A 4,945-nucleotide genomic window follows, 5' to 3' on the forward strand; every position below is an offset into this window, starting at 1 on the left:
CATGGCGGAATGTTAACGCCAAATCAATCAATGGTAATGCCGGGAATTTTACCAGCGTATTTGGCACAACGCAAATAAAAATTAATGATTTACCCGCCGGAAATACGACATTAAAAGTAAAAGCTGTTTTTGGACTTATCGAAATATATGTTCCTAAAAATATCAAAATAGAAAATAATATAACTCCTGTTTTTTCCGGCGTATTTGCGCCTAACACTGGTGATCGCGATGATGCGGATGGTAAATCTGTTTTGAATATTACGGGGAAGTCGGTATTTGGGAATGTTACTATAATTAGGGTATGATGTATGCCTAAAAAAAGAAAAATATTTCTATTAAATAAAAGCCGGGCATACGCAAAGCCCTTCCGGGGGCTAGACGGCTGTGGCATTTATCTAAGCACGCTCTGGCGTGGCATGGTAGGCGATCCACACCGTGCGCCCCCGGCAGAGCTTTGCGTATACCCGGCTATTACCTAATGGCAGATTTTTTTACTGTTATTTAAAGACATATATTCTGACCGCTGAAACACATAAATAACGTGGTTTTCAGTGATAGGATATACGTTAACATAACTCTTACGAAAAAAAAAGAAAATTATCTGATCACTGCCCACACTATGCCGCCGCTAATGAGCGCCGTTACCCGTTTATCAAGGTTTCCAATGTTTGTAAATCGTTGTCTATTGAAGAAAAGTCCTGCGCATAGGCAGCCGGCGAGGAAAGCGAGTAGAAGATACAGAATAAGGCGAAGGCGATGAATTGTTTCATTCAAATTTTAAATCTCCTTACGAAAAACTTCACACTGAGAGCACAAAGGTTAGAAGAACACAAAGAGGAACTACCATTATGCCCTCCTACTTAACAAGCAAATAATAAATAGACGTACCCCATTTTAACCATCCCAATGTTCTTTTGACTCGCAGTCCGTTTTGCCTAAAAATACTCTCAACATAGCGAGGGTGGAAACAGTAAAAACCTGCCATGTTGCGTCTTTCAGGTTCAAGCGAGAAAGGGCGTAACGTAGAATGTCCGATTAAATAACGGGCAACTTCAAAAATGTTGCGTTTGTTGGCGATTTCGATAACGGCAATGCCGCCGGTTTTTAAAATGCGGGCAAGTTCCGCTACTGCGGCGTTCAGGTCGGTCAAATGATGAGCGGAACGTATCATAATTACAGCGTCAAATTCGTCCGCTTCAAAGGGCATGGCGTAAACCGTGCCTTGTACAATTTGCAGTTTGTCGCCGTATTCCGCTTTCGCCTGTTCAAGCAGTTTGGGTGCGTAATCAAAAAGAAACGCTTCGGCATATTTGCCGATATACTCGTTTGCAAGCCGCCCGTACCCGCCGCAGACATCGGCAATTTTTCCGCCGTGTTTGGGCAGAAGGCGGCGCAAAGCGAGTTGGTCGCAAAAATTATTTGCTCTTTTGGTTCCAGTCTCGGGCGAAGCCTGGCTGGAACCGATTTTATTTTCAGCGGTTACTAAGATCGCTGTTTTGGCTCCAGTCTCGGGCGAAGCCCGGCTGGAGCCGATTTTGTTTTTAGTTACCGTATTTATTCCTATTTTCATTGCTCATTTCTCTTTGCTCTTTGCTCCTGCCCTACTGTATATTTCCGTCAGTTACCTTTTTGCTCAGTGTTATGCCGCTTGTACTGGGAATGCTTAAATCCTCAGACCAAGTTTCCTGATCAAAATACATAAAAATAGATCCACATGCCATTACAATTACTATACGTTCATTACCAACTTTTTCGCCTTCTTTATCGTAAAAAGTCTGAGTAAAAGTAGTCCATACGGCATGAAATTCTGGAAGAGAAGGTACTTCACCATCAAAACTATTTTCGCCCTGAGTAAACGTATATGTAAAAGCAATGTTTTCTTCACTAACACCCGTAGCCGTTACTTTATAGGTGATGTAATTGCCTATATCCGCAACTGGAAAATCGGCTGTGTTGGTACTGGTATATGACGGAGTAAACGGCAGTTTTGTATCACCGCCGGTTTGATTAACTGCCTCTACGCCCACATTCGCCGCCGCCGTTCTAAATAACGCAACCTTCACCACTGACGCATCGCTCTCCGCCCCGTTATCATCCTTAACTTTCAGCGAAAATTCATAATCGCCGTATTTGGGAAAATTGCCGATTACGGGATTTTGTTCCGCCGATGTAAAAGAGGCAAAACTGTTATCGGGCGATTTAACGCACGTCCATGCGTAAGTCGCAATAGTACCGTCATCGTCTGCCCCGCCGCCTTTGAGCGTAATAGCTCGATTGCCCGGCACAGTGAAGTCAAACTCATATTTGCCGCCAACGAGTGTTCCGTTCTCTACTCCGGCAGTTGCCGTCGGGAGATGGTTTTCAACAACGGTTACCGTTACCTCAGCCGTATTGGTCGCTCCGCCGTTATCCGTCACCGTAAGTTCAAATACATACGAGCCTTTTACCGTAATGCCTGTTACGTTGGCTTTCCCCACGTTTGCCGTATCATTGGTGACGGTAACACTGTTTGTATTTACTCCGTTCGGCGGTGTTTTCAATCGCCATTCATAAGCGGTAATCGTGCCATCCGGGTCGCTTGACTGTGTGCCGTCCAAAACAACTGTCAGATTGTTCAGCAGTTTGACAGTTTGTGCGTTTCCCGCATGGGCGATTGGCGGTTGGTTGACAGGGATTTCCGGCTCATTTTTACAGCTTACTACCAACGCTAATGGCAGCGTTATGGTATAAACAAGTTCTTTCAGCCCTAATTTGCCGTTAGTGACTGTCGCAAACGCTACGGCGGCTGCCATGATTGCAATTAACGCGATTTTTTTCATTGTCTTTTTCATTTTATTACTCCTTTTATTTTCATACATATAAACGATCCTTAATTAAGAGAGATAGAAAAATTCATTGGCATTCTCTCTATTCCTTTTGGAATTTTTATCTCAATTTTTATTATTATGTCTTCATTCCCTGCTGTTATATCTTCCGGCGTATCGGGTATGGAAAAAACAGGCGCACTGTACATTAGTGGCTGGGGCGTTTTTTTTGTCCATGTAAATTTCTTTTCGATAATAACTGCTAATACCAGCATAGCGGCACAAAAAATTAACATAATGCATATTTTAGCCCGTAGGTGCTTAATTTCTTTCAGATTTCCTAAAAGCGCAGCCAGCAGTGTAACGCCGTTGTTTAATAAAGCCGAAAACATAAATCCCTCTTTACAGTCTTAATTATTAATTTTATTTACTATGTCTTCAGGGCTAAAAAGAACGATATATCCCTTGAAGTTGAAAACTTCTATTATGTCCCTGTATTCCTGTATTCGCTGTTCAAAGGGCATGGTTTGTTTATTAATCTGCTCTAACCTTTCTACCATGTCTTTTAATGCGTTTTCCAGACCTCCAAATTTGTAGTTATCAACATTTTTTATCATCCGTACATACAGTCGTTCCCCCTTTGTACTTTCCATACAGAACTTAATATCTGCTGGATTGGATATGTCTATTGTTCCGGCGACAATCCGCAGCCCATCATTGAAAAGCATATCCGGGGAAAAAGTATTTACAGGCGGATTGGAAGATGCACCGTCAATGACAACGCCGATTAACGAAGTAAATTTGAACTGGCTTTGAGTACAGACCTCCTTGAAAGTAGGCCGAGGGTTATGTACGCTTCCAAAAAAAACGCGGATTTGTTCGTTATTAAAAAGTGATTTTCCCTCTTCTTTTCGTTTATATTCTTCGTTGGTTAAATCCGACCAAACATTAGTCATGTTTAGACCGCTTGGTTCCAGAACATAGTACTTAACTTTGTTTTTGTTGAAATACGCGGTAATATCTTCCGTATGAGCGGCCCCGATAATCATAGCCAGCGGTTTGTTATTTTTCTTCAGTTTCTGGTATACGTTACTGGACATGGTTCCACTTCGTTGATATGCGGTATCGTAAAATATTTTAAGTTGTTTCAGACCTGCCTTAGTTTGCGTATCCAACAGGCTTGCGGTTTTTTCTTCAAGTTCTGCCAGCCTTTTACTGGTTTCCGTAAGCGAGTTGCCCTTTATCATAATTTCATACGTCTCAAAAGTCCATGGGTTCAGCGAAATAAGGGCGTTAAAATCAATTTCGTTATTATTATAAGAATCTACTCCTTGATTATAGGTCTCCACTCCTTTATCCATAACAATACTCATAAGTAAGGCCTTGACTAAAGCGCGATTGGCTGTATCGGGCATGGTAACTGCGTATTCGGCTTTATCCTCTATACCAAATACAAAACTGTCCTTTGCAAGGTACATAAATTCGGGGGCTTTTATGCTCCCGTTTTCCAGAGCGGACAGCAAGACCTCGTACTTTGCCGTTTCCGTGCTAAAGGCCAGTTTCCCTCCGGTCATTGTTTCGCCGTCAAACATACCTTCAAGGGCTATGGTGTTTATTCCGCAGTTCTCCAGCAAAATATTCAGCGCCCATCCTATTTCCGCCTGAATAAGCCGAGAATTATGCCGTTCAGGAAATATAACAACAGGTCCGTACCTGCCCTTTTCGTTAGATTCCTGAAGAATAAAATAGCCGTCTTGAGTCAATTTTTCAACAGGAATAACAACTTTTTCATGGCAGCTAACAAACGCCAACAACGTACATACCGCTAATGCGATACCGATTAGTTTAGTTTTCATTGTGTCCTCCAATTTGTTTTTTATTGTAGAAAAACAACGTTTTCTTTTTGTCAGGATTTTTTTCTTTTTCAATCAATTCTGTAACAATGTCTGAATAAAATTCCGGCAGGTATGTTTCGCTCATTTTTGTAAGCGCGTAATCCATAACGCTTGCGTCGCCTGTTCTGGCAATGATTCTTTGCAGTTTCTTCCGTGTGCCAATAATTAGTCTGTTTATTCTCTTCTGCTGTAAATTAAAATAAGTGTCCAATTTTATGCGTAATTCATGGATAGTTAGAGCAAGAT

At 41.8% G+C, this 4,945-nt stretch carries 7 protein-coding genes; 1 reads left to right on the forward strand and 6 read right to left on the reverse strand.

Annotation, left to right across the window (positions count from 1 at the left end; translation table 11 throughout):
* The coding region (locus ACYVRH_RS11155; RefSeq protein WP_461256989.1) for a hypothetical protein at positions 1 to 305 on the forward strand (305 nt) is incomplete at its 5' end.
* A 292-nt stretch (positions 306 to 597) separates the two neighbouring features.
* Here ACYVRH_RS11155 and ACYVRH_RS11160 read toward each other — a convergent pair.
* From ACYVRH_RS11160 to ACYVRH_RS11185, 6 genes are all read right to left on the reverse strand, one after another.
* The gene (locus tag ACYVRH_RS11160; RefSeq protein WP_461256990.1) at positions 598 to 774 is read right to left on the reverse strand and encodes a hypothetical protein; all 177 of its coding nucleotides are present in this window, start codon (positions 772 to 774) and stop codon (positions 598 to 600) included.
* Between the two features lie 82 nt (positions 775 to 856).
* Complete coding sequence (locus tag ACYVRH_RS11165; RefSeq protein WP_461256991.1) at positions 857 to 1,570, reverse strand: class I SAM-dependent methyltransferase; 714 nt, start codon at positions 1,568 to 1,570, stop codon at positions 857 to 859.
* Between the two features lie 31 nt (positions 1,571 to 1,601).
* Positions 1,602 to 2,831 carry a PKD domain-containing protein gene (locus ACYVRH_RS11170; protein WP_461256992.1) on the reverse strand — a complete coding sequence of 410 codons (1,230 nt, stop codon included), beginning with the start codon at positions 2,829 to 2,831 and terminating at the stop codon, positions 1,602 to 1,604.
* 38 nt (positions 2,832 to 2,869) lie between these two features.
* Entirely contained in the window at positions 2,870 to 3,196 is a 327-nt protein-coding gene (locus ACYVRH_RS11175) for a hypothetical protein (RefSeq protein ID WP_461256993.1), read from the reverse strand.
* 18 nt (positions 3,197 to 3,214) lie between these two features.
* Positions 3,215 to 4,660 (reverse strand): hypothetical protein, encoded by a 1,446-nt coding sequence (locus tag ACYVRH_RS11180; RefSeq protein ID WP_461256994.1) that lies wholly within the window; start codon positions 4,658 to 4,660, stop codon positions 3,215 to 3,217.
* On the reverse strand, positions 4,650 to 4,945 hold a 296-nt coding region (locus tag ACYVRH_RS11185; protein WP_461256995.1), incomplete at its 5' end, for a hypothetical protein. The genes ACYVRH_RS11180 and ACYVRH_RS11185, both read right to left, overlap by 11 nt.

Source organism: Treponema sp. R80B11-R83G3 (genome assembly GCF_054786115.1).